The 22,230-nt window shown below is 64.7% G+C and carries 24 protein-coding genes; all 24 read right to left on the bottom strand.

What is annotated here, in order from left to right; all coding sequences use genetic code 11:
• Positions 1–17: 17 nt before the first annotated feature.
• The 24 genes from trmB to KO490_RS11135 all read right to left on the bottom strand — a co-directional run bounded on the left by trmB (position 18) and on the right by KO490_RS11135 (position 22,064).
• Entirely contained in the window at positions 18–731 is a 714-nt protein-coding gene (trmB, locus tag KO490_RS11250) for a tRNA (guanosine(46)-N7)-methyltransferase TrmB (RefSeq protein WP_216019502.1), read from the bottom strand.
• Between the two features lie 95 nt (positions 732–826).
• Entirely contained in the window at positions 827–2,503 is a 1,677-nt protein-coding gene (locus KO490_RS11245) for a ribonuclease J (RefSeq protein ID WP_216019501.1), read from the bottom strand.
• Positions 2,496–3,275: a type III pantothenate kinase gene (locus KO490_RS11240; RefSeq protein WP_216019500.1), complete on the bottom strand. Its 780-nt coding sequence runs from the start codon at positions 3,273–3,275 to the stop codon at positions 2,496–2,498. The genes KO490_RS11245 and KO490_RS11240 overlap by 8 nt, the downstream gene beginning before the upstream one ends.
• 3 nt (positions 3,276–3,278) lie before the next feature.
• Positions 3,279–4,049: a biotin--[acetyl-CoA-carboxylase] ligase gene (locus tag KO490_RS11235; protein WP_216019499.1), complete on the bottom strand. Its 771-nt coding sequence runs from the start codon at positions 4,047–4,049 to the stop codon at positions 3,279–3,281.
• Positions 4,042–5,511: an NADH-quinone oxidoreductase subunit NuoN gene (nuoN, locus tag KO490_RS11230; RefSeq protein ID WP_216019498.1), complete on the bottom strand. Its 1,470-nt coding sequence runs from the start codon at positions 5,509–5,511 to the stop codon at positions 4,042–4,044. Before nuoN ends, KO490_RS11235 begins: the two co-directional genes overlap by 8 nt.
• 10 nt (positions 5,512–5,521) lie before the next feature.
• A complete protein-coding gene (locus KO490_RS11225) occupies positions 5,522–7,072 on the bottom strand; it encodes an NADH-quinone oxidoreductase subunit M (RefSeq protein WP_216019497.1) in 1,551 nt (516 codons plus the stop codon).
• 1 nt (position 7,073) lies between these two features.
• Positions 7,074–9,152 (bottom strand): NADH-quinone oxidoreductase subunit L, encoded by a 2,079-nt coding sequence (gene nuoL, locus KO490_RS11220; RefSeq protein WP_216019496.1) that lies wholly within the window; start codon positions 9,150–9,152, stop codon positions 7,074–7,076.
• Between the two features lie 7 nt (positions 9,153–9,159).
• Positions 9,160–9,465, bottom strand: coding sequence for an NADH-quinone oxidoreductase subunit NuoK (gene nuoK / locus KO490_RS11215; RefSeq protein WP_216019495.1), 306 nt, complete (start codon positions 9,463–9,465; stop codon positions 9,160–9,162).
• Between the two features lie 59 nt (positions 9,466–9,524).
• Positions 9,525–10,124, bottom strand: coding sequence for an NADH-quinone oxidoreductase subunit J (locus tag KO490_RS11210; protein WP_216019494.1), 600 nt, complete (start codon positions 10,122–10,124; stop codon positions 9,525–9,527).
• Complete coding sequence (locus KO490_RS11205; protein ID WP_216019493.1) at positions 10,121–10,534, bottom strand: carboxymuconolactone decarboxylase family protein; 414 nt, start codon at positions 10,532–10,534, stop codon at positions 10,121–10,123. The genes KO490_RS11210 and KO490_RS11205 overlap by 4 nt, the downstream gene beginning before the upstream one ends.
• Complete coding sequence (gene nuoI, locus KO490_RS11200; RefSeq protein WP_216019492.1) at positions 10,531–11,022, bottom strand: NADH-quinone oxidoreductase subunit NuoI; 492 nt, start codon at positions 11,020–11,022, stop codon at positions 10,531–10,533. The genes KO490_RS11205 and nuoI overlap by 4 nt, the downstream gene beginning before the upstream one ends.
• 3 nt (positions 11,023–11,025) lie before the next feature.
• A complete protein-coding gene (gene nuoH, locus KO490_RS11195) occupies positions 11,026–12,057 on the bottom strand; it encodes an NADH-quinone oxidoreductase subunit NuoH (protein ID WP_216019491.1) in 1,032 nt (343 codons plus the stop codon).
• A gap of 18 nt (positions 12,058–12,075) precedes the next feature.
• Positions 12,076–12,828, bottom strand: coding sequence for a hypothetical protein (locus KO490_RS11190; protein ID WP_216019490.1), 753 nt, complete (start codon positions 12,826–12,828; stop codon positions 12,076–12,078).
• Between the two features lie 4 nt (positions 12,829–12,832).
• Positions 12,833–14,851, bottom strand: a complete 2,019-nt coding sequence (gene nuoG, locus KO490_RS11185) for an NADH-quinone oxidoreductase subunit NuoG (RefSeq protein WP_216019489.1) — start codon at positions 14,849–14,851, stop codon at positions 12,833–12,835.
• A 10-nt stretch (positions 14,852–14,861) separates the two neighbouring features.
• Positions 14,862–15,269, bottom strand: a complete 408-nt coding sequence (locus tag KO490_RS11180; protein WP_252727135.1) for a DUF5333 domain-containing protein — start codon at positions 15,267–15,269, stop codon at positions 14,862–14,864.
• A 164-nt stretch (positions 15,270–15,433) separates the two neighbouring features.
• Positions 15,434–16,729, bottom strand: a complete 1,296-nt coding sequence (nuoF, locus tag KO490_RS11175; protein WP_216019488.1) for an NADH-quinone oxidoreductase subunit NuoF — start codon at positions 16,727–16,729, stop codon at positions 15,434–15,436.
• Positions 16,730–16,758: 29 nt separating this feature from the next.
• Positions 16,759–16,971, bottom strand: coding sequence for a DUF5337 domain-containing protein (locus KO490_RS11170; protein ID WP_216019487.1), 213 nt, complete (start codon positions 16,969–16,971; stop codon positions 16,759–16,761).
• A complete protein-coding gene (locus KO490_RS11165; RefSeq protein WP_216019486.1) occupies positions 16,968–17,618 on the bottom strand; it encodes a hypothetical protein in 651 nt (216 codons plus the stop codon). Before KO490_RS11165 ends, KO490_RS11170 begins: the two co-directional genes overlap by 4 nt.
• A 31-nt stretch (positions 17,619–17,649) precedes the next feature.
• On the bottom strand, positions 17,650–18,891 hold the full coding sequence (locus KO490_RS11160; RefSeq protein ID WP_216019485.1) for an NADH-quinone oxidoreductase subunit E: 1,242 nt from the start codon (positions 18,889–18,891) through the stop codon (positions 17,650–17,652).
• The gene (locus KO490_RS11155) at positions 18,891–20,132 is read right to left on the bottom strand and encodes an NADH-quinone oxidoreductase subunit D (protein WP_216019484.1); all 1,242 of its coding nucleotides are present in this window, start codon (positions 20,130–20,132) and stop codon (positions 18,891–18,893) included. The genes KO490_RS11160 and KO490_RS11155 overlap by 1 nt, the downstream gene beginning before the upstream one ends.
• Positions 20,133–20,135: 3 nt before the next feature.
• Positions 20,136–20,555, bottom strand: a complete 420-nt coding sequence (locus KO490_RS11150; protein WP_216019483.1) for a GFA family protein — start codon at positions 20,553–20,555, stop codon at positions 20,136–20,138.
• Entirely contained in the window at positions 20,552–21,172 is a 621-nt protein-coding gene (locus tag KO490_RS11145; protein ID WP_216019482.1) for an NADH-quinone oxidoreductase subunit C, read from the bottom strand. Before KO490_RS11145 ends, KO490_RS11150 begins: the two co-directional genes overlap by 4 nt.
• Before the next feature lie 2 nt (positions 21,173–21,174).
• Positions 21,175–21,708 (bottom strand): NADH-quinone oxidoreductase subunit B family protein, encoded by a 534-nt coding sequence (locus KO490_RS11140; RefSeq protein ID WP_303462957.1) that lies wholly within the window; start codon positions 21,706–21,708, stop codon positions 21,175–21,177.
• Entirely contained in the window at positions 21,699–22,064 is a 366-nt protein-coding gene (locus KO490_RS11135; protein ID WP_216019481.1) for an NADH-quinone oxidoreductase subunit A, read from the bottom strand. The genes KO490_RS11140 and KO490_RS11135 overlap by 10 nt, the downstream gene beginning before the upstream one ends.
• Positions 22,065–22,230: the final 166 nt, after the last annotated feature.

The raw sequence follows: 22,230 nt of genomic DNA, 5'->3' as shown, positions 1-22,230 counted from the left end.
CACGGCGGGCCTTCTGGTTACAGGCGGCGGAAGGTCACGTAATGGGGGGCGCGCCCTTCCCGCAGGGCCTTCTGTTCATAGCGTGTGCTGATCCAGTCGTCCCAAGGGCGATCGGTATCCGCGATCATCTCGAATCCCGCCGGCGGAACCTCTTCGCGGGTCTGGCGGATGTAATCGGGAATGTCGCTGGCCACGCGGAAGATCCCGCCCGACTTCATCACCCGCGCAAGCGGCAGCAGATGTTCGGGCGTGACGAAGCGGCGGCGGTGATGGCGCGCCTTGGGCCAGGGATCGGGATACATCAGGAAGGCCCGCTCGATGCTGGCATCGGGCAGCACGTCCATCAGATCGCGCGCATCGCCGGGATGCACGCTGACATTCTGGACGCCCGCCTCGCGGATCTTGCCCAGCAGCATGGCCACGCCATTGATGAAGGGCTCGCAGCCGATGATGCCCATCTGCGGGTGGGTCTTGGCCATGTGGACCATGTGCTCGCCGCCGCCGAAGCCCACCTCCAGCCAGACCGGACGGTCGTCGCCGAAGATCGCCGCCGGGTCGATGGGCGTGCGGTCGGGGTTGTCCTGATGCGTGATGCCCCGCGGGCGCAGGTCGCCCAGATCCTCGGACAGGTATCCCTTCTGGCTTTGGCGAAGGGTCTTGCCGTGACGGCGGCCATAGAAATTCCGCCGGGGCGGATTCGGATCGAATGCGGATTTGGGTTCGTCGCTCATGGGCAAGCGAATTGGCGCAAGGCGCGGATCATTGCAAGCCCCGATAAGGAAAAGGGCCAGGGGTTTCCCCCCGGCCCTGTCCCGTTCGATCCGGTTCAGTCCGCCATCAGGCGGCTGATGATGACGGTGACTTCGGGCTTCTTGCCGATCTCCTCCATCGAGACCTGCCGCGTGATCTTGCGCACGGCGTCCTCCATCTTGCCGTCGTCGCGCACGGTGCGGCGATCGGCACGTTCGAGGAACTCGGACAGCTCGTTCTCGATCATCTGGTCCAGCTCGGTCCCCGAGCGGCCGCGGACCGGCAGGCCCATCAGCTCGACCCAGGCGTCGGGCAGCGCGTTGTCGTCCTCGTCGATGATGACGCTGACCGTCGCCTGACCGTTCAGAGCCATGCGGATGCGGTCGCGCACGACGCCGTCCATCGCGCCGATCAGGACGTTGCCGTCCAGATACAGGCGACCGGTCTCGATCTGGTCCACGATCTTGGGGGCATCGCCCGTCAGATCGGCCATGGCACCGTTCACGATCACCTCGGCCGACATGCCCTTGGCCCGCGCCAGCATCACGTGTTCGCGCAGATGCAGATGTTCGCCATGCATCGGGATGACGATGCTGGGCTTCAGGATCTCGTGCATCGCCTCGATATCGGGGCGGTTCGCGTGGCCCGACACGTGATAGAGCCCGTCATCGGCGTCATAGACCTCGACGCCCATCTCGCTGAGCGAGTTCATGATGCGGCCGACCGAACGTTCGTTCCCCGGAATGGTCTTCGAGCTGAAGAGGAAGCTGTCGCCCTGCTTCAGCGACAGACCCAAATAGCGGCCCCGCGACAGCTGCGCGCTGGCGGCGCGGCGTTCGCCCTGGCTGCCGGTCACGATCAGCATCACCTCCTTGCGGGGCAGCTTCGCAGCCTCTTCGGGGCCGATCGTGTCGGGAAAATCGGTCAGGATGCCCGTGTCGATCCCCACGGCCACCATGCGGCGCATGGCACGTCCTAGCAGGCAGATCTTGCGCCCGCCGGCCTTGGCGGCATCCGCCAGCGTCTTGAGGCGCGCGATGTTGCTGGCGAAGGTCGTGGCCACCACCATGTTCGGCTGGGCGACGACCCATTCCAGGATCGGGTTCGCCAGCAGTGCCTCGGACCGGCCCGGATGGGTCGAGAAGATGTTCGTGCTGTCGCAGGTCAGCACCTTCACGCCGTCGGTCTCGGTCGCGATTTCCTTCCAGGCGATGGGGTCCCATGCCTCGCCCACGACGGGGGTGCCGTCCAGCTTGAAATCGCCGGTATGCAGGATGCGGCCCGCCGGCGTGTCGATGATCAGCGCGCTGCTCTCGGGGATCGAGTGGCTGATCGGCGCGTATTGCACCTTGAAGGGCCCCAGCTCGGTCACCTCGGGGCGCGGCTCGACGATGCGGACGGTATCGGCAGGGTGGCCCGCCTCCTCCAGTTTCAGACGGATCAGCGATCCGGTGAAGCGCCGCGCATAGATCGGCACCTCCAGCTTGGACCACAGATGGCCCAGACCGCCCAGGTGATCCTCGTGACCATGGGTCACGAAGATCGCCTCGAGGCGGTGCTTGTTCTTTTCCAGCCATGCGATGTCCGGCATGATCAGGTCGATGCCCGGCGCGGATTCCATGTCCCCGAACGTGACGCCCAGATCGACCAGGATCAGTCGTTCCTTACCCGGCGCGCCATATCCGTAGACATAGGCGTTCATGCCGATTTCGCCCGCGCCGCCAAGCGGCAGATAGATCAGGCGGTCAGCCATTGCCCATCTCCTTGTTGTAATCGTGGATGAGCCGGAGCCCATGCATTGTAAGATCGTCTTCGATAGCGTCGAACAGGTCAAATCCCTGATCGAACAACGGGGCAAGCCCCCCGGTTGCAATGACTTTCATGGGCCGGTCGCGTTCGGCGCGGATACGCGCGACGATCCCTTCGACCAGACCCAGATATCCCCAGAACACGCCCGCCTGGATGCAGGAGACGGTGTTCGTGCCGATGACCTGCGCGGGCATCGTGATGTCCACATGCGGCAGGGACGCGGCCCCCATGTGCAGCGCCTCGAGCGACAGGTTGACGCCCGGCGCGATCGCCCCCCCGATATAGGCGCCGTCGACATCTACCACGTCGAAGGTGGTGGCGGTGCCGAAATCCACCACGATCAGGTCGGGGCCGTGGCGGTCGAAGGCGCCCACGGTGTTCACCAGCCTGTCCGGCCCCACCGTGGTGCCGGGATCGACGCGGGGCGGCACCGGCAGCAGGCAATCGGGCTTGCCCACGACCAGCGGGCGCGTGTCGAAGTAACGGTTGCACAGCACGCGCAGATTGAACACCACCCGCGGTGCGGTCGCGCTGATGATGCAATGGTCGATCTGCAGCTCGAACCGCTCGACCGCGATCAGCGTGGACAGCCAGACATAGTATTCGTCCGCCGTGCGGCGATGATCGGTGCGGATGCGCCAATGCGACAGGAATTTCGTCCCGTCCCAGACCGAGAAGACCGTGTTCGTATTGCCAGTGTCGATGCACAGAAGCATGGCTCAGCCCCCGAAATGGATGTCGGCGGCGGGGATCGCGTGGCGACCCCGCGGGCCGGTCAGGATCAGTGCGCCGGTATCGTCGATCCCGTCGAACCGCCCGGTGAATTCGGCATTGCCCGTCCGCGCGACGATCGTCTCGCCCAGCTTGGCGGCCCGCGCCATCCAGGCGTTGCGGATCGGCCCGAAGCCATAGGCCAGAAGCTGGCGGTGCCAGCCGTCGAATGCAGGGGCCAAGGCGTCCAGCATCTCGTCGGGGGTGACGGCCATTCCGGTTTCCGCCAGCAGGCTGACGGGGCGCATGGCCCCCGCCTCGACATCGGCCGGCGCAGGGGCCTCGGTCAGGTTGATGCCGATGCCGACCGCAAGAAGACCCAGATTGCCGCCCGTGCCGGTGCTTTCCAGCAGGATGCCCGACAGCTTGCCGCCGTTCAGCAACACATCGTTCGGCCATTTCAGCGCAAAGTTCGGCTGCGGGCCGCAGACCGCACGAAGCGCGTCATGCACCGCAAGCGCCGCGACGAAGGACAGCCGTGCGGCATCGCCGAGGCCGCCTTGCGGGCGCATCACCAGGGTCGCGGCGAAATTGCCCTGCGGGTCGCGCCATGCCCGCCCGCGCCGGCCGCGACCGGCCTCTTGCCGATAGGCCATGATCCAGGCGGGGCCGGTCAGGTCGGCGGCGCGGCGGAAGGCCTCGGCATTGGTGCTGTCCACACGGTCGAGGACGTGGCGCGCCACGCCCTCGGGCCATGCTTCGGTCGATGCCTCACTCACCCGCAGCAGTCGCGGCCTCGGCCCCGCCTACAAGCGATTGCGCGGCGGTGGCGGCGGCATCGTCGATGCCCAGCATCGTCACCGCACCCAGCAGCAGGGCGGCGGCGGGAACCAGCAGCGCGCCGTATTGCACCATGCCCATGCGGCTTTCGGCATGATCGGCATCGTCGCCGAAGAACATGTAGTAGACGATCCGAAGATAGTAGAACGCCCCGATCACCGATGCGATCACGCCCAGCACCGCCAGCCAGGCCTTGCCGCCATCCACCGACGCCGTCAGCACCCCGTATTTGGCGAAGAAGCCCAGGAAGGGCGGCACGCCGGCAAGGCTGAACATCAGGAACAGCACGGCCGTGCCCTTCAGCGGGTTGGTGATCGCGAAACGGTTCAGGCTGCCCAGGTCGACGACCGGCTGCCCGTCGCGTTCCATGGACAGGATGAAGGCGAAGGTGCCGATGTTCATCACCGAATAGATCGCCATGTAGAGCAGCATCGCCTGCACGCCATAGGCCGTGCCCGCGGCCAGCCCTACCAGCGCGAAGCCCATATGCGCGATCGAGCTGTAGGCCATCAGGCGCTTGATGTTGCGCTGGCCGATACCTGCAATGGACCCCACGAACATCGACATGACGGCCAGCGCCGCGATGATCTGGCTCCAATCGTCGGGGACATTGCCGAACGCATCGAACATGACACGCGCGATCAGCGCCATGGCGGCGACCTTCGGTGCGGTCGCGAGGAAAGCGGTCACGGGCGAAGGCGCGCCTTCATAGACGTCGGGCGTCCACATGTGGAACGGCACGGCGCTGACCTTGAACGCAAGGCCCACCAGCAGGAAGACCAGGCCGAACAGCAGCCCCATCGGCAGGATGCCCGCCTGCACGACCTGGATGATGCCCGCGAAACCCGTGGTCCCCGAGAAGCCGTAGATCAACGAGGCGCCGTAGAGCAGCAGACCCGAGCTGAGCGCGCCCAGCACGAAATACTTGAGGCCCGCCTCGGAGGATTTGACGCTCTCGCGGCGCATCGCCGCCACGACATAGAGCGCGAGCGACTGCAGTTCGAGACCCATGTAGAGCGTCAGCAGATCGCCCGCCGAGACCATCACCATCATGCCCACCACGGCCAGCACGATCAGGATCGGGTATTCGAAGCGCATCAGCTTGTGGCGCAGCAGGTAATCCGCGCTCATGGCGAGGACGGCGGCGGCCGATAGCAGGATGGTGACCTTGGCAAAGCGCGCGAAGGCGTCGTCCATGAACATGCCCGCGAAGCCCGCCTGTTCGGGGCGGTCCGCCACGCCCAGATACAGACCCGCCAGCAGCATCGCCGCGACGCTGGCCCACAGGATGGGTCGCGCCACCGCGTCCTTGCCCAGATAGGCCCCGGCCATCAGCGCCGCCAGCGCATAGATCGCAAGGCAGAGCTCGGGCAGGACGGTCGAGAGATCAAGTCCGGTCATCTTGCGTTCCTCAATGGCTGGCGGCCGTGGCCGCCATCTCGTCTTCGGGCGCTTCGGGCAGCGCGTCGTTGAAATTCACCAGAAGCGCCTCGACCGAGGGGCCGGTGATGTCGGTCACAAGGCGCGGATAGACGCCCAGGATCAGGGTCATGGCGACCAGCGGCACGAACAGCCAGCGTTCGCGCGGGGTCATGTCGGCGATGCCGCGCAGGCTCTCCTTGATCAGCGCGCCCATGGTGACGCGGCGATACAGCCACAGCGCATAGGCCGCCGACAGGATCACCCCGGTCGCGGCCACGAAGGCCACCCAGGTATTGGCCCGGAACGCGCCCATCAGCGTCAGGAATTCACCCACGAAGCCCGAGGTGCCGGGCAGGCCCACATTGGCCATCGTGAAGAACATGAAGACCAGTGCATAGACCGGCATCCGGTTCACGAGGCCGCCATAGGCGTCGATTTCCCGCGTATGCATGCGGTCGTAGATCACGCCCACCAGCAGGAACAGCGCCCCCGAGATGAAACCGTGAGACAGCATCTGGAAGATCGCGCCGTCCAGACCCTGCTGGTTGGCCGCGAAGATGCCCATCGTGACGTAACCCATATGCGCGACAGAGGAATAGGCGATCAGCTTCTTCATGTCGGACTGCGCCAGCGCCACGAGCGAGGTATAGACGATCGCGATCGCGGACATCCACAGGACCAGCCCCTGCAGCAGATCGGCCGCGACCGGGAACATCGGCAGGCTGAAGCGCAGGAAGCCGTAGCCGCCCATCTTCAGCAGCACCGCCGCCAGCACGACCGAACCCGCGGTCGGTGCCTGCACGTGCGCATCGGGCAGCCAGGTATGGACCGGCCACATCGGCATCTTGACCGCGAAGCTTGCGAAGAAGGCAAGGAACAGCAGCGTCTGCATGCCGCCCATCACCGTGATCCCCAGGATCGTCATGGTCTGCGACGGGAAGTCAAAATCCAGAAGCGCCACGATGTCGGTGGTTCCGGCGGTGCGCGCCATCGCGATCATCGCGACTAGCATCAGGACCGACCCGATGAAGGTATAGAGGAAGAACTTGAACGCCGCGTAGATGCGGTTCGCCCCGCCCCAGATCCCGATCACGAGGAACATGGGGATCAGCCCGGCCTCAAAGAACAGGTAGAACAGGATCAGATCCAGCGCCGCGAAGACACCGATCATCAGACCCTCCAGCACCAGGAAGGCGATCATGTATTCCTTGACGCGGTTGCTGACATCCCAGGTGGACAGGATGGTCAGCGGCATCAGGAAGGTCGTCAGCAGGATGAACAGGATCGAGATGCCGTCCACGCCCATCTTGTAGCGCAGGCCCATGATCCAGGCGTGATCCTCGACGAACTGGAAGCCGGGCTGCGAAGGCTCGAAGCCCGCCAGCAGGAACAACGATATCAGGAAGGTCGCGCTGGTGGCGATCAGGGCCAGGAACTTGGCGTTCTTCTGCGCGGCGGCGTCGTCGCCCCGAAGGAACAGCGCCAGGATGCCCGCGGCCACGATGGGCAGGAAGGTGATGATCGAAAGAAGGTTCGTCATGTCAGTGCGCGCCCCGCATCATCACCCAGATCAGCAAGCCTACGATGCCCAGGACCATCGCGAAGGCATAATGGAACAGATAGCCCGATTGCACGCGCCCCGCGAAGCGCGTGAGGCGCGGAATGATTCCCAGGGCCACGCCGTTGATGGCGCTGTCGATAATCGCTCCGTCGCCCCGCGTCCACAGCCGCGCGCCGATCCAGCGCGCGGGCCGGACGAAGACCCGGTCATAGAGTTCGTCGAAATACCACTTGTTCAGCAGGAACTGGTACAGCCCCGGCTGTTGCGCGGCCAGCTTGGCAGGTGCCTCGGGGCGGCGGATATACATGATCCATGCAAGCCCCAGCCCAGTCAGCATCGCGAAGAAGGGCGACATCTTCACCCAGGCGGGGACATAATGGGCATCATGCATCACGTGATTATCGGGATGCATGTAGATGGCCCCCTGCCCCACGGTCGCGGGATCGACATGGGTCGCCTCGCCCTCGGCATGTGCGTCGTCCTGTTCTTCGGCCGGTGCGGTTTCGGCATGACCCTCGTCATGCGCGGCCGCGATTTCGGGCATTCCGAAGAAGCGCTGCACGCCCTCCTCCTCGAAGAAGCTGTTGTACCACACCATCCCCGAGAACACCGCCCCGAGCGCCAGCACCCCAAGCGGGATCAGCATGACGCGCGGGCTTTCATGCGCATGGTCATGCGCATGATGATCGCCGCGCGGCTTGCCGAAGAAGGTCATGAAGATCAGGCGCCAGCTGTAGAAGCTTGTGAACAGCGCCGCGATGACCAGCATCCAGAAGGCATAGCCGTTCCCCGAGGCATAGGCGCTCTCGATCACGGCGTCCTTGGACAGGAAGCCCGCAAAGCCGATATGGGTCAGCGGAATGCCGACGCCGGTGATGGCCAGCGTGCCGATCATCATCGCCCAGAAGGTCAGCGGGATCTTGTGACGAAGCCCGCCGTAATTGCGCATGTCCTGTTCGTGATGCATCGCATGGATGACCGAACCGGCGCCCAGGAACAGCATCGCCTTGAAGAAGGCATGCGTGAACAGGTGGAACATCGCCACCGAATAGACGCCGACCCCTGCGGCCACGAACATGTAGCCCAGCTGCGAACAGGTGGAATAGGCGATGACCCGCTTGATGTCGTTCTGCACCAGACCGACCGTCGCCGCAAAGAAGGCGGTGGTTGCGCCGATCATCACGATGAAGGTCTTGGCCTCGGGGGCGAATTCGAACAAGGGCGACATGCGGCAGACAAGGAAGACGCCCGCCGTGACCATGGTCGCCGCGTGGATCAGTGCCGACACGGGCGTCGGCCCCTCCATCGCGTCGGGCAGCCAGGTATGCAGGAACAGCTGCGCCGACTTGCCCATCGCACCGATGAACAGCAGCACGGCCAGCAGGTTCGCGGCGTTCCAGTCGGTCCAGAGGAAATGCATCTGCGTTTCGGCGATCATCGGGACCTGTGCGAAGATCTCGTCGAACTGGATCGAGCCGGTCAGCCACCACAGCCCGAAGATCCCCAGAAGGAAGCCGAAATCGCCGACGCGGTTCACGATGAAGGCCTTCATCGCCGCAGCACCCGCCGACTGCTTCTTGAAGTAGAACCCGATCAGCAGATAGGACGCGACGCCCACGCCTTCCCAGCCGAAGAACATCTGCAGCAGGTTGTCGGCGGTCACCAGCATCAGCATGGCGAAGGTGAAGAAGGACAGATAGGCGAAGAAGCGCGCGCGATAGGGTTCGTCATCGCCGAAGTTCTCGTCATGCGCCATGTAGCCGAAGCTGTAGAGATGCACGAGCGCCGAGACCGAGGTGATGACGATCAGCATGATCGCGGTCAGACGGTCCAGCCGGATCGCCCATTCCGTCGTGAAATCGCCCGAGACGACCCAGTCCAGCACCGGATACTGGCGCAACTGGCCGTCGAAGCCCAGAAACACGATCCACGAGGCAAGGGCCGCGGCGAACAGGATGCCGGTCGTCAGGACCTGCGCGCCGCGTTCGCCGATCAGCCGCCAACCGAAACCGGCGATCAGCGCGCCGATCAGCGGGGCAAAGAGAATGAATTGAGCCATGGGTCCCTTACCCCTTCATCACGTTGACGTCTTCGACCGCGATCGTGCCGCGGTTGCGGAAGAACACCACCAGGATCGCAAGGCCGATCGCGGCCTCGGCCGCGGCGACGGTCAGCACGAACATCGTGAAGATCTGCCCCGCCAGATCGCCCAGATGGTACGAAAAGGCGACGAAGTTGATGTTGACCGCCAGAAGCATCAGCTCGATCGACATCAGGATGACGATCACGTTCTTTCGGTTCACGAAGATGCCGAAGATCCCGGCGACGAAGAGGACCGCCCCCACGACAAGGAAATGTGTCAATCCGATCATCTTATCTGTCCCTCCGGGCCGTCACCCGTTGAATTTCCGGTCCGCGCGCGGGGCGCGGATCACAAGCCCTGCCCCGGCTTCACGTCGCGAAGCTGCATCGCCTTGGCCGGGTCGCGGTGCATCTGCTCGATCACGTTCTGCCGCTTGATGTCGCGGCGATGGCGCATCGTCAGGGTGATCGCACCGATCATCGCGACCAGCAGGATCAGACCCGCGATCTGGAAGGGCAGGATGTAGCGGTCGTACATCACCAGCCCGATGGCATTGGTGTTCAGCGTCTGCTGTTCCAGCGGAACGGCGCGCAGGGCCTGCGCGCCTTCCGCGCTCTCCCATGCGCCGAATGCGATGCCCAGCTGCGCCAGAAGCACGATGGCGATCAGGCCGGCCAGCGGCAGATACTGCGCAAGCTCGCCCTTCAGCTGGGCGAAATCGACATCCAGCATCATGACCACGAACAGGAACAGCACCGCGACCGCGCCGACATAGACGATGACCAGCAGCATGGCCACGAACTCGGCCTGCAGTAGCACGAACAGCCCCGCCGCCGACAGGAATGCCAGGATCAGCCACAGCACCGAATGGACCGGGTTGCGTGCCAGAACGACCATGAAGCCCGCCGTGCAGACCGAGATCGCAAACAGGTAGAAGGCAAATGTCATGACTGATCGGTCCCCTCGGATTCGGTGAAGATCGACTGCGCGATCTCCAGCGCCTTCTGCATCGCGGGGATGCCGCCGAACATCCCCATCTGATAGATCGTCTCGGCGACCTCGCGCGGGGTCGCCCCGGCCTCGATCGCGTGGCGGATGGTCATGCGCAGCTGCGGTTCCGCATGGGCCCCCTGCACGGTCATGGCCGCGATGGTGATCAGCAGGCGCGTGCGCGCATCCAGCCCGTCACGATTGAAGGTCTTGCCGAACCACATCTCCAGCATGTCCGCCGGCATGGTCGGGAACATCTTCTCGTAGGCGCGCAGGTCGAGGTTTTCCAACGCCGGATTGAAGGCCCGCGCCATTTCCTGGCCCTGGGCGATCATCTGCTGGAACATCTGCCGGAAGGGATCGGTCATCGGTAGGGCGCGTCCATGGCGAGATTGCGCGCAATCTCGGCTTCCCAACGGGCGCCGTTGTCCAGAAGCTTCTCCTTGTCGTAGAAAAGCTCCTCGCGCGTTTCGGTGGCGAATTCGAAATTCGGCCCCTCGACGATGGCATCGACCGGGCATGCCTCCTGGCAGAACCCGCAATAGATGCACTTGGTCATGTCGATATCGTAGCGCGTGGTGCGGCGCGATCCGTCCTCGCGCGGTTCGGCATCGATGGTGATGGCCTGCGCGGGGCAGATCGCCTCGCACAGCTTGCAGGCGATGCAGCGTTCCTCGCCGTTGGGATAGCGGCGCAGCGCATGCTCGCCGCGAAAGCGCGGGCTGAGCGGCCCCTTCTCGTGGGGATAGTTCAGGGTCGGCTTGGGCGCGAAGAAGTAGCGCATGCCCAGGCCGAAGCCCTTGATGAAATCCACCATCAGGAAATACTTGGTGGCGCGAACGACGTCGAATGCCATCTGTCAGACTCCTGCCCAGCGGGCCCAGAAGGTGCCCAGGACTTCGAATTTCGCGAGGAATGCCACGATCACCACCCAACCGAGCGACAGCGGCAGGAACACCTTCCAGCCGATGCGCATCAGCTGGTCGTAGCGGTACCGCGGCACGAGCGCCTTCACCATGGCGAACATGAAGAACCAGAAGACCATCTTCAGGAACATCCACAGCACGCCGTCGGGAATGCCCGGAATGGGCGACAGCCAGCCGCCGAAGAACAGCAGGCTGATCAGCGCGCACATCAGCCACATGGCGATGTATTCGCCCGCCATGAACAGCAGGTAGGGGGTCGAGGAATATTCGACCATGAAGCCCGCGACCAGTTCGGATTCCGCTTCGGGCAGATCGAAGGGCGGACGGTTGGTTTCGGCCAGCGCGCTGACGAAGAACAGCACGACCATCGGCAGATGCGGCAGCCAGTACCAGGACAGCAAGCCCGCGCCGCGCTGCGCCTCGACGATGGCGGTCAGGTTCATCGACCCGGTCGAGATGATGACGCCGATGATGATCAGCCCCAGGCTCACCTCGTAGGAGATCATCTGCGCGGCCGAACGGAGCGAGCCGAGGAACGGGTATTTCGAGTTCGAGGCCCAGCCGCCCATGATCACGCCGTACACCTCGAGCGAGGAAACCGCGAAGATGAACAGGATGCCCACGTTGATGTCCGCCATCACCCAGCCCGGTGCGAAGGGGATCGCCACGAAGGCCAGAAGCGCCAGCATCATCGACAGGAAGGGCGCCAGGAAGAAGACGAACTTGTCCGAGCCGGCTGGAATCACCACTTCCTTGACGACGAACTTCAACGCGTCGGCAAATGTCTGCAGCAGGCCCCAGGGGCCGACCACGTTCGGACCGCGCCGCATCTGCACGGCGGCCCAGATCTTGCGGTCGCCATAGACCAGATAGATCAGCGACAGCATCACGAAGGCGATGACGGCCAGACCCTGCGCCAGCAGGATGATCGCGATGCCCAAGGAAGATGCCCAGAATTCAGCCATGATGCCCGTCCCTTATTATCACGCGACCGGGATGCCGCGTGCCCTGCAATCCTGCAGGGTCTGTTCCGTTTCCATCACGCGCAGGCCCAGGGGCTTGTCCTGCGACATCGTGAAGGCCGATCCGATCAGCAGTTTTCCGTTACGTTCCGCCTGCAGCGTGCGGATATGGCGCCCATAGGCCGCCCCGTTCCTGTCCGCCCAACCGGCCAATGCGCAGGTGGCATACGAGAAGGCGATATCAGCGTCCACCCCCTGCCGAAGGTTGGCGGTCACCTCGACAAGCCCGTTCGTATCCCCGAGGGCATCGACCTTGGCCGCGATGAACATCTCGGGGGCGATCTCGGCCCCCTCGCGCAGTGCCGGCAGGGCCGGCTGCGCGCGCGCGGCGAACTCCTCCAGCGCCTTTTCCTGCGCCGTCTGGCGGTCCGGGACCGAGGCCGCGACCAGCCCGCCCAGATCGAGGTCCAGATTGGCGTTCAATGCGGCCAGATCGGCTTCGGTCACGGCGAATGCGTCGCGGCCCGCGGGGCTTCCGAGGTCCATCTCGGTCACCGAACCATCGGGTTCCAGGATCAGGATCTCGCCCGACTTGGTGGACACGCGCGCAAGGCTCAGCGGTGCCTCGCCCACCTTGGTGCCGGGGCTTGCGATGCGCGCCTGCATCTCGGCGGGCTTGGGTTTCGGGCGCCCGTCATCCGCGGCATCGCCGCAGGCCAGCAGCGGCAGGAATGCCACGGCTGCCAAGGGTTTCAGGAGCGATCCGGCGCGCATCACGTCACTCCGCAGCCATGGGTTGCGCCTGCCGTGCCGCCGCCATGCGCGACAGCTCGCCCATCAGCGGCGAACAGCGTGCGATGGGGTTCGTCAGATAGAAATCCTTGACCGGGTTGACGAAGCTGGCGGTGGCCATGTCGCGCATGGCGACCGGCTGCCAGTCGTTCGACGGGACCCGATCGATCTGCGCCAGATGCGGAACCGCCTGGATCAGGCGCTTGCGCAGCTGCGCCAGGCTGTCCCAGGGCAGCGTCTGCCCCAGCTCGCCCGACAGGGCGCGCAGGATGGCCCAGTTCTCCTTGGCCTCGCCCGGTGCGAAATTAGCGCGCAATGCCAGCTGCGGACGGCCCTCGGTATTCACGAACAGGCCGTTCTCCTCGGTATAGGCGGCGGCAGGCAGGATGATGTCGGCGCGATGGGCGCCGCGATCGCCATGGCTGCCCTGATAGATGACGGTCGGGCCCGCCTCGATCTCGACCTCGTCCGCGCCGAGGTTGAAGATGACCTCGGCCCCCTCGATCGCGGCCTTCAGGCCACCCTCGGTCACGGCGCCCGCATCCATGGCGCCCACGCGACCCGCGGCACCATGCAGGATCATCAGCTTGCCGCCAAGCGCCTCGGTCAGCTTCATGGCATGGGCCAGCACGGACTCGCCATCCGCTTCGCGAAGGGCGCCCTGCCCCACGATGACGATATTGCCCGCATCCATGCGATCCGACAGGTCGCGGCCCGCCAGATCGGCAAGCGTCGCGCGGTCATCGCCCAGATGGTCGTAATCGAAGGTCAGATCGACCGCCTCGCCCACCATGGCGATCTGCGCGCCCTGCGCCCAGGCCTTGCGGATGCGCGCATTCAGCACCGGCGCTTCCTCGCGCGGGTTGGTGCCGATCAGCAGGATGTTCGCGGCCGTGTCGATATCCTCGATCCGCGCCGTCCCGACATAGCCGGAACGATTGCCGGCGGGCAGTCGCGCCCCGTCGGTGCGGCATTCGACATTGCCGCCCATCCCCTCGATCAGGGATTTGAGGCTGAACGCGGCCTCGGTCGGGACCAGATCGCCGACAAGCCCGGCGACCTTGCGGCCCTTCATCGCGCGGGCGGCGGCGGTCAGCGCCTCGGGCCATGTGGCCGGGCGCAGCTTGCCGTTCTCGCGGATATAGGGCCTGTCCAGCCGCTGGCGGCGCAGGCCGTCCCAGACGAAGCGGGTCTTGTCGCTGATCCATTCCTCGTTCACGCCGTCATGGTTGCGCGGCAGAATGCGCATGACTTCGCGGCCCTTCGTATCCACCCGGATGCTGCTGCCGAGCGCGTCCATCACGTCGATCGTCTCGGTCTTCGACAGCTCCCACGGGCGGGCGGTGAAGGCATAGGGCTTGCTGACCAGCGCCCCCACCGGGCAGAGGTCGATGATGTTGCCCTGCAGGTTCGATGCCAGCGTCTCGTTGAGATAGCTGGTGATCTCGCTGTCCTCGCCGCGACCGGTCTGGCCCATCTGGCTGATGCCCGCGACCTCGGTCGTGAAGCGCACGCAGCGGGTGCAGCTGATGCAGCGGGTCATGTGGGTCTCGACCAGCGGCCCGAGGTTCAGCTCCTCCGAGGCGCGCTTGGGTTCGCGGTAGCGGCTGAAATCCACGCCATAGGCCATGGCCTGATCCTGCAGGTCGCATTCGCCGCCCTGATCGCAGATCGGGCAATCCAGCGGGTGGTTGATCAGCAGGAACTCCATCACGCCCTCGCGGGCCTTCTTGACCATCGGGCTGTTGGTGCGGATCTCGGACGGCGCGCCCTCCGGGCCCGGGCGCAGGTCCTTGATCTGCATGGCGCAGCTTGCGGCGGGCTTGGGCGGACCGCCCACGACCTCGACCAGGCACATCCGGCAATTGCCCGCGATGGACAGACGCTCGTGATAGCAGAACCGCGGAATCTCGATCCCGGCCAGTTCACATGCCTGGATGAGGGTCAGGCTGGGATCGACCTCGATTTCCTTGCCGTCGATCTTGATTGTCCGCAATTCGGCCATGTTTCAATCCTTACCTGGCGCTGAGCAACGATCCGGCGACCGTCTGCCGTGCGATTTCGTTCCGCCCGAGGCGGCAGAAGCTTTCCTCGTTCCCGTTCTCGACGCCGTTCTCGCGCATGTAGCGGTCGGCTTCGCGATAGATCCGATCCCGGTCGGGATCGCTGTCGAGGAAGGCTTCGATCTGGTCTTCGGTATAGCCCTTGTCGAGCGCGTACCGTTTCAGCTTGCGGGCCTCGTTGAAGGCCCGGATCAAACGCGCGTCGATGCTGCCGCAGCCGCGACGCACGAGGTCGGCGACCCGCGCCTGCATCAGGCGGTCGTTCACATAGGTTTCCTGGCTCAGCGGCTCCAGCGCCGATGCGGGGCCGGCAGCGATCCCGAAGGCCAGGGCGGCAATCGTCATGCGGATGGGGGTCATGATCTTCCTCTTCTTGGTGGCATGTCCGAAGACATAACCACCCGAAGACCGTTTCGTGCGGTCACACCCGCTCACCCCGCCGTGAGGGGCGCGGTTCGACCGCTGCGCGACATCCGCCCCCGAAGGGCGGGCGCGCATCGCGGCGGATATGACGGCACGACGGATCATTCGGCTGCCATCGCCCCCATGCGGCCGGTGCGCTTGGCCTTGATGCGATCCTCGATCTCTTCGCGGAAATTGCGGATCAGACCCTGGATCGGCCATGCGGCAGCGTCGCCCAGGGCGCAGATCGTGTGACCCTCGACCTGCTTGGTGACGTCGAACAGCATGTCGATCTCCTCGACCTCGGCCTCGCCCGTCACCAGACGTTCCATCACGCGCATCATCCAGCCCGTGCCTTCGCGGCAGGGCGTGCACTGGCCGCAGCTCTCGTGCTTGAAGAACTTGGACAGGCGCCAGACGGCCTTGATGACGTCGGTCTGCTGATCCATGACGATCATGCAGGCTGTCCCGAAGCTGGACCGTAGATCACGCATCCCGTCGTAATCCATGATGGCGTCCTCGCACTGCTCGGCCGTCAGGATCGGGCAGGAGGCACCGCCGGGAATGATCGCCTTGAGGTTCTTCCAGCCGCCACGGATGCCGCCACCATGCTTCTCGATCAGCTCCTTCATGCTGATCGACATGGTCTCCTCGACCACGCAGGGGGTGTTGAGATGCCCGGTCAGACCGAACAGCTTCACGCCCGCGTTGTTCGGACGCCCGAAGCCCGCGAACCATTCCGGCCCACGGCGCAGGATGGTGGGCACGACGGCGATGGATTCGACGTTGTTCACGGTCGTCGGGCACCCATAGAGACCCGCACCCGCCGGGAAGGGTGGCTTCATGCGCGGCATGCCCTTCTTGCCCTCCAGGCTTTCCAGAAGGGCCGTCTCCTCGCCGCAGATATAGGCCCCTGCCCCGTGATGGAGATACAGGTCGAAATCCCATCCCGAACCGGCCGCATTCGCACCCAGCAGACCCGCGTCGTAGCATTCGTCGATGGCGGCCTGCAGGGCCTCCTTCTCGCGGATGTATTCGCCGCGGATATAGATGTAGCAGGCATGCGCGTTCATCGCGAAGCTGGCCACCAGCGCACCCTCGATCAGGGTGTGCGGATCGTGGCGCATGATCTCGCGGTCCTTGCAGGTCGCGGGTTCGGATTCATCGGCATTGATGACCAGATAGGCCGGACGACCATCCGATTCCTTGGGCATGAAGGACCATTTCAGGCCCGTCGGGAAGCCCGCGCCCCCTCGCCCGCGCAGGCCCGATGCCTTCATCTGCTCGACGATCTTGTCGCGCCCGCGGCCGATGATCTCGGCGGTGCCATCCCAATGGCCACGCTTCTTCGCGCCGTTCAGGCTGCGGTCACCCATCCCGTAGAGATTGGTGAAAATGCGATCCTGGTCCTTCAGCATCTTTGTTATCCGATCCTCTTATCCAAGCGTCACGCGTTGCGGCGACGCCAGACGCGCCAGGTCACGATCAGCGACCAGACAAATGCACCGATGGCGGCAAGATCCGCCAGAAAGGCCCAACGGGCCTGCCAGTCGAATTGCGCGCCCAGCCACTGGAACAGCAGCCAGCCGAGCATGGTCAGGGCGATCACCGCCCCCACCAGCCGCATCTGGGCGGCGTCCTGTTCCTGCCGAACCGTCATGCCTGACCGCTGCCTTCCCTGGCGCGCTTCGAAAATTCCGTTTCCCCACCCCGGGCCAGCATCTGCGCCTGGCCGACCCAGTCGTCGCTGCGGATCCTGCCGCCCATGCGGCCGATGATCTCGGCGAAGCGATCGATTTCAGCGTCGTCCCATTGCGCGATCTGCGCAAAGCGGTTGACGCCGTGTTCATGCAGCAAATCTTCCAGCTTGGGCCCCACGCCCTTGATCAGCTTCAGATCGTCCTCCGCGCCGGATTGCGCGGCATAGATGTCGTTCCTGTCGGCGGCCTTGGCCGTCGCGGGCGCCTGCGGTGCGGCATCGCCCGAAGGGGTCACGCGGTGCTGGCCTTCGGCCGCACCCAGCATGCCCACCATCGCATCGGACGCGATCCCGCGCGGAGAAAGAGCAAGATCCTCCTCGTAGGTGGTCAGATGTTCCTTCGGATGCCATTCGGCAGCGTCCTGCGCCGGATGGCCGCGGCAGATCAGCCAATCCAGAAAAGCCCCCATCAGGCCAAGCGCGACAAGACCGAGGAACAGCCCCTCGAACCAGCGCATCGAGCCGATGCCCGATGTGAAGATCCAGACCAGCAGGCCGATGATGGCCGCCGTGATCCAGCATTTTCTGGTGCAATCCGTCGCGTTCATTCCCTGGTCCCCTGTTCAGGCGAGTGTCGGCTCACTCCTCGTCGTCATGGCGTCCGTCCTGTTCGGCACGGTTCGAGAATTCGGTCCGACCGCCGGACGCCAGCGTCTCGGCCTGCGCGACCCAGCCGTCGCGCGATGCCCGGCCCTTGAACCCTTCCAGATTGGCGTCCACCCAGGCAAGCTCTTCCTCGCCCCAGGCCGCGATCTGGTCGAAATGCCAGAAACCCATGCCGTTCAGCATCTTCTCCAGCCCGGGGCCAATGCCGCGGATCATCTTCAGATCGTCGGCGGCGCCGTTCCGAGGGGCATCGAGCCCCTCGGGACGGCGGCCCGCATCCTCGGTCGCGTCAGTGGCACCGTCGGTTTCGGCGGGCGCCGCATCGGCCTTCTCGGCGTCACGCGATCCTTCGGGTTCGCGGTCCGAACGGGGGCGCGCGGCGCTCGAGGCCTCGGCCTCCTGCTCGGTCACGCCGGTCTCGTCGGCCGGCTTGCCCGCTGCGGGACGCGGTTCGTCATCCGGCGTCTCGTCCACGCCTTCCTGCTGATCGATCGCGGGTTCGGGGCGGTCGCGGCGCAGCCATTTGGTCAGGATCGGCACCTCGGTTCCGTCGATGCGCTTCAGCGTCTCGCCCAGATCGGTCGCAAGCGACACGCTGGCATTGCTCTCGGAACCGCCATCCGTCTCGGTCAGGCTGGTGGCGCCGGTCGCGGGTTCGGATGCGAAGCGCCCCTGCTGGGAACCGGGAACCGGCACCTCGCCCGAGGACATGCGGTCGATCAGGTTCTCGAGGATCTCGGGCGTCAGATCCTCGTAGTAGTCCTTGCCGATCTGCGCCATCGGTGCGTTCGCGCAGGCACCGAGGCACTCGACCTCTTCCCAGCTGAACTTGCCGTCGGCCGAAGGCGTATGCGGCGTGGGTGCGATGCGGCGCTTGCAGACCTCGATCAGGTCCTCGGCCCCGCAGATCATGCAGCTGGTGGTGCCGCAGATCTGGATATTTGCAATGCTGCCAACCGGTTGCAGCTGGAACATGAAGTAGAATGTCGCCACTTCCAGCGCGCGGATATAGGCCATGCCCAGAAGCTCGGCGCAATATTCGATGGCCGGACGCGACAGCCAGCCTTCCTGTTCCTGCGCACGCCACAAGACCGGAATGATCGCCGATTGCTGACGCCCTTCCGGGTATTTGGTCATCTGCGCCTGCGCCCATTCCAGGTTGGCGGGCGTGAATTCGAAACTGTCCGGCTGGACGGGGTGAAGACGGCGCAGCATCAGCGGTCAACCTCTCCGAAAACGATGTCCTGCGTGGCGATCAGGGCGGGAACGTCGGCCAGCAGATGGCCACGCGACATCCAGTCCATCGCCTGCAGGTGAAGGAAGCCCGGCGCGCGAAGTTTCGCACGATAGGGTTTGTTGGTCCCGTCGCTGACGAGATAGACGCCGAATTCGCCCTTGGGCGCCTCGACCGCGGCATAGACCTCGCCCGCGGGAACCTTGAAGCCCTCGGTATAGAGCTTGAAGTGATGGATGAGGCTTTCCATGTCGCGCTTCATGTCGCCGCGCTTGGGCGGGGTGACCTTGCCGCGGGACAGGATGTCGCCAGCCGGTTCGGCACGCAGCTTCTGGATCGCCTGGATCATGATGCTGGTCGATTCGCGCATCTCCTGCATCCGGCAGAGGAAGCGGTCGTAGCAGTCGCCATTGGTGCCGACCGGGATCTTGAAGTCGAATTCGTCATAGCATTCGTAGGGCTGGCTGCGACGCAGATCCCAGGCCATGCCCGACCCGCGCACCATCACGCCCGAGAAGCCCCAGTCCAGCGCGTCCTGTTCGCTGACGACACCGATGCCGACAAGACGCTGCTTGAAGATCCGGTTCTCGGTCAGCAGCGTGTCCAGATCGTCCAGCAGCTTCGGGAAGCGGCCGCACCATTCCTCGATATCGTCCAGCAGTTCCGGCGGCAGGTCTTGGTGAACGCCGCCGGGACGGAAATAGGCCGCGTGCAGACGTGCCCCGCAGGCACGTTCATAGAAGATCATCAGTTCTTCGCGGGCCTCGAACCCCCAGAGCGGCGGCGTCAGCGCACCGATATCCAGCGCGCCCGTGGTCAGGCCGAGCAGGTGGTTCAGGATGCGGCCGATCTCGCAATACAGGACGCGGATCAAGCTGGCGCGACGCGGAACCGCGGTGCCGGTCAGACGCTCGATCGCCAGGCACCAGGCATGTTCCTGGTTCATGGGCGAGACATAGTCCAGCCGGTCGAAATAGGGCAGGTTCTGCAGGTAGGTGCGGCTTTCCATCAGCTTCTCGGTGCCGCGATGCAGCAGCCCGATATGCGGATCGGCGCGTTCCACGACCTCGCCGTCCAGTTCCAGCACCATGCGCAGCACGCCATGCGCCGCCGGATGCTGGGGACCGAAGTTGATGTTGAAATTGCGGATGCGCTGTTCGCCGGTCAGGCGATCCTTGCTGCCGTCATCGTATTCGTTGGTGCGGATATCGCCATCCATCATCTCTCAACCCTCCTCATCGGGGGAGAACTGGGCCATGAACTCGGGGCCCGTCATGCCGTTCAGCGACCCGGCAAGCGCGTAGGTGACCGGCTTGCGGTCGGTGAAAATCTCGGAAGTGACCGGAAACGCGGCGGGGTCGTCGAAGACCTGCACGGATACGGCATTGTGCTGCCCATCGACCGAACGCCACAGAAGCGAGCTGCCGCAGGTCCGGCAAAACACGCGCTCGGCCCATTCCGACGACCGGTAGACGCCGATCGGCGCATCATCCGCGAAGCGCACCGGGCGCTTGGCATCGACCGCGATGAAGATCCCGCCGCTCCACTTGCGGCAGAAATCGCAGTGGCAGGCGCCGGCCTCGGGGCCGGGCTCGATGGTCATCACGCATGCGCCGCACAGGCAGCGTCCGGTCGTTTCCGTCATTTCGCGCCTTCCTTCTCGTCCCCCGGAAGGACGTATTCCGCCCCTTCCCAGGGCGAGAGGAAGTCGAACTGGCGGTATTCCTGCGTCAGCTTGACGGGTTCGTAGATCACGCGCTTCTCGACCTCGTCATAGCGCACCTCGACATAGCCGGTGGTCGGAAAGTCCTTGCGCAGCGGATGGCCGTCGAAACCGTAATCGGTCAGCAGGCGACGCAGGTCCGGGTGCCCCGAGAAGAGGATGCCGAACATGTCGAAGATCTCGCGCTCGAACCAGTTGGCCGAGGGAAAGACCCCGGTCAGGGTCGGCAGCATCTCGTCCTCGCGAACGGCGACCTTCACGCGGATCCGGTGGTTCTGGTACATGGACAGCAGGTGGAACACGACGTCGAAGCGCTGTGCGCGCTGCGGCCAGTCCACTGCCGTGATGTCCACCAGGGTCGAAAAGCGGCACGAGCTGTCCGAGCGCAGGAAGTCGATCATGTCGATCAGCCCCGCGGCCGTGACGGTCACGGTCAGCTCGTCATGTTCGACATGCGTGCTTGCCACCGCGTTGGGGCGGCGGTGAGAGATATGTTCGGCCAGCTGTTCCAGCGCGTCGATGTCGGGATAGACGGCCATCGTTACCTCACCAGCGTGCCGGTGCGCCGGATGCGGCGCTGAAGTTGCAGGATGCCATAGAGCAGCGCCTCGGCGGTCGGCGGGCAGCCGGGGACATAGATGTCCACGGGCACCACGCGATCGCAGCCGCGCACCACGGAATAGCTGTAGTGATAGTAGCCGCCGCCATTGGCGCAGCTGCCCATGCTGATGACATAGCGCGGTTCGGGCATCTGGTCGTAGACCTTGCGCAGCGCCGGGGCCATCTTGTTCGTCAACGTGCCCGCCACGATCATCAGGTCGGACTGGCGCGGCGATGCGCGCGGCGCGGTCCCGAACCGTTCCAGATCGTAGCGCGGCATCGAGGTCTGCATCATCTCGACCGCGCAGCAGGCAAGGCCGAAGGTCATCCAGTGCAGCGAACCGTTGCGCGCCCAGTTGATGATGTCCTCGGTCGTGGTCAGCAGGAAACCCTTGTCCTGCAGTTCCGAATTCAGCGCCTTGGTCGCGTATTCACGATCGACCCCTGCGGTATTCGCCCCGGTCATCACGCCCATTCCAGCGCCCCCTTCTTCCATTCATAGGCAAAGCCCGCCGTCAGGACGCCCAGGAACACCATCATGGACCAGAAGGCGGTGGCGCTGATCCACTGGAAGCTGACCGCCCAGGGGAACAGGAACGCGACCTCGAGGTCGAAGATGATGAACAGGATCGACACCAGATAGAATCGGACGTCGAACTTCATCCGCGCGTCGTCGAAGGCGTTGAAGCCGCATTCGTAGGCGCTGACCTTTTCCGGGTCGGGATTGCGCACCGCGATGACGATCGCCGACAGCAGCAGGATCAGGGCCAGGGCCGAGGCCATGCCCGCGAATACGAGAATTGGAAGATAGTCCTGCAGGAGGTTATCCACGAGCTGATCCCCTTTCGGGTCGCGGAGTAAGCTCTGGCTGTCCCCGCGACGGGTTGGCTGGTTGCGATGTAGCCCTACGGCGTCCTAGCGTCAACGCCGCGATATGCAAACTGGCTGCGGCTTTTCGAAGCAATTTCCCGGAATGTTAGCGCATGCAGCCCGGTTG

It is taken from the genome of Paracoccus sp. C2R09 (genome assembly GCF_018860625.1).
GTDB lineage: Bacteria > Pseudomonadota > Alphaproteobacteria > Rhodobacterales > Rhodobacteraceae > Paracoccus.
The sequence above is the reverse complement of the archived record's forward strand: the minus strand, read 5'-3'. Positions and strand labels throughout refer to the sequence as shown.

Coding starts and splice junctions, on each gene's coding strand:
- nuoK (WP_216019495.1), bottom strand. CDS start 9,465: ATGATCGGATTGACACATTTCCTTGTCGTGGGGGCGGTCCTCTTCGTC.
- KO490_RS11150 (WP_216019483.1), bottom strand. CDS start 20,555: ATGACGGAAACGACCGGACGCTGCCTGTGCGGCGCATGCGTGATGACC.
- KO490_RS11225 (WP_216019497.1), bottom strand. CDS start 7,072: ATGACGAACCTTCTTTCGATCATCACCTTCCTGCCCATCGTGGCCGCG.
- KO490_RS11180 (WP_252727135.1), bottom strand. CDS start 15,269: ATGACCCCCATCCGCATGACGATTGCCGCCCTGGCCTTCGGGATCGCT.
- KO490_RS11160 (WP_216019485.1), bottom strand. CDS start 18,891: ATGCTGCGCCGTCTTCACCCCGTCCAGCCGGACAGTTTCGAATTCACG.
- KO490_RS11190 (WP_216019490.1), bottom strand. CDS start 12,828: ATGCGCGCCGGATCGCTCCTGAAACCCTTGGCAGCCGTGGCATTCCTG.
- nuoG (WP_216019489.1), bottom strand. CDS start 14,851: ATGGCCGAATTGCGGACAATCAAGATCGACGGCAAGGAAATCGAGGTC.
- nuoL (WP_216019496.1), bottom strand. CDS start 9,152: ATGGCTCAATTCATTCTCTTTGCCCCGCTGATCGGCGCGCTGATCGCC.
- KO490_RS11140 (WP_303462957.1), bottom strand. CDS start 21,708: ATGGGCGTGATGACCGGGGCGAATACCGCAGGGGTCGATCGTGAATAC.
- KO490_RS11145 (WP_216019482.1), bottom strand. CDS start 21,172: ATGGCCGTCTATCCCGACATCGACGCGCTGGAACAGCTGGCCGAACAT.
- KO490_RS11170 (WP_216019487.1), bottom strand. CDS start 16,971: ATGACGGTTCGGCAGGAACAGGACGCCGCCCAGATGCGGCTGGTGGGG.
- nuoI (WP_216019492.1), bottom strand. CDS start 11,022: ATGGCATTCGACGTCGTTCGCGCCACCAAGTATTTCCTGATGGTGGAT.
- KO490_RS11210 (WP_216019494.1), bottom strand. CDS start 10,124: ATGACATTTGCCTTCTACCTGTTTGCGATCTCGGTCTGCACGGCGGGC.
- trmB (WP_216019502.1), bottom strand. CDS start 731: ATGAGCGACGAACCCAAATCCGCATTCGATCCGAATCCGCCCCGGCGG.
- KO490_RS11240 (WP_216019500.1), bottom strand. CDS start 3,275: ATGCTTCTGTGCATCGACACTGGCAATACGAACACGGTCTTCTCGGTC.
- nuoH (WP_216019491.1), bottom strand. CDS start 12,057: ATGGCTGAATTCTGGGCATCTTCCTTGGGCATCGCGATCATCCTGCTG.
- nuoN (WP_216019498.1), bottom strand. CDS start 5,511: ATGACCGGACTTGATCTCTCGACCGTCCTGCCCGAGCTCTGCCTTGCG.
- KO490_RS11205 (WP_216019493.1), bottom strand. CDS start 10,534: ATGACCGATCCCTTCCGGCAGATGTTCCAGCAGATGATCGCCCAGGGC.
- KO490_RS11155 (WP_216019484.1), bottom strand. CDS start 20,132: ATGATGGATGGCGATATCCGCACCAACGAATACGATGACGGCAGCAAG.
- KO490_RS11165 (WP_216019486.1), bottom strand. CDS start 17,618: ATGAACGCGACGGATTGCACCAGAAAATGCTGGATCACGGCGGCCATC.
- nuoF (WP_216019488.1), bottom strand. CDS start 16,729: ATGCTGAAGGACCAGGATCGCATTTTCACCAATCTCTACGGGATGGGT.
- KO490_RS11245 (WP_216019501.1), bottom strand. CDS start 2,503: ATGGCTGACCGCCTGATCTATCTGCCGCTTGGCGGCGCGGGCGAAATC.